Origin of the sequence: Massilia sp. CT11-108 (assembly GCF_047302915.1) — a bacterium.
In the GTDB taxonomy this organism is placed as follows: Bacteria; Pseudomonadota; Gammaproteobacteria; order Burkholderiales; family Burkholderiaceae_D; genus Telluria; species Telluria orientalis.
Genome location: NZ_JBKYMO010001141.1, coordinates 1 through 620 on the forward strand (window position 1 = coordinate 1; position 620 = coordinate 620).

1 protein-coding gene is annotated in these 620 nt (G+C 64.0%); it reads left to right on the plus strand.

Features of this window, described 5'->3' with window-relative positions; genetic code table 11:
* Positions 1 to 264: 264 nt before the first annotated feature.
* Positions 265 to 492: a hypothetical protein gene (locus ACEN88_RS33635; protein WP_413346684.1), complete on the plus strand. Its 228-nt coding sequence runs from the start codon at positions 265 to 267 to the stop codon at positions 490 to 492.
* Positions 493 to 620 lie beyond the last annotated feature (128 nt).

The window sequence follows — 620 nt, forward strand, 5'->3', positions numbered from 1 at the left end:
TGCCCGCATCGACCGCGCGCCCCTTCTGCAGGACGTTGAGATCGTGCACGGCCTGCTGCAACACGTCCAGGCGCGGCGCAGGCCCTGCAGGAGCGGGCGCATACGCTGAACGACACGATCCGCATGTTCAGGCTGGAAACGGCTTGAAGCGCCTGGCGCCGCCAACTCGACGGCGCCGGTGGCACCAGCCAGATTTTCGGGAATCAAGACAGGACGGCCTTGGACTATGTCGTATCTATCCCGAATCGAATGCCAGGAGGTTGAATGAAGCGCCTTGTCGTCCTTGCCGGCATCCTCGCACTTGCGCCTCTGGGCGCGTTCGCGAGCGATCCGGCATTGTTCCAGCTGTCCGTGAAGGATGTCCCAGTGGACTTCATTCCGACCCGTATTGCGGGCGAGGAGTCCGAGCGCTACACGGTAACGTTTCCCCAGATTGCGCCTGAACCTGGAAAAGGTTTCACGATGGCGCAATGCGAGTTGCTGCGGTACTGACAAGCGCCTCGCTTCAGCGCGTCCGCAGGGCGCTCCTAATGATCGTCACGACGCATCAGCGCATCGATGCCGGCCACCGTGCCGGCCATCGCCAGCGCCGCGACGCCGGCGCCGGCCCACGTGGCGAT

Coding starts and splice junctions, on each gene's coding strand:
- ACEN88_RS33635 (WP_413346684.1), top strand. CDS start 265: ATGAAGCGCCTTGTCGTCCTTGCCGGCATCCTCGCACTTGCGCCTCTG.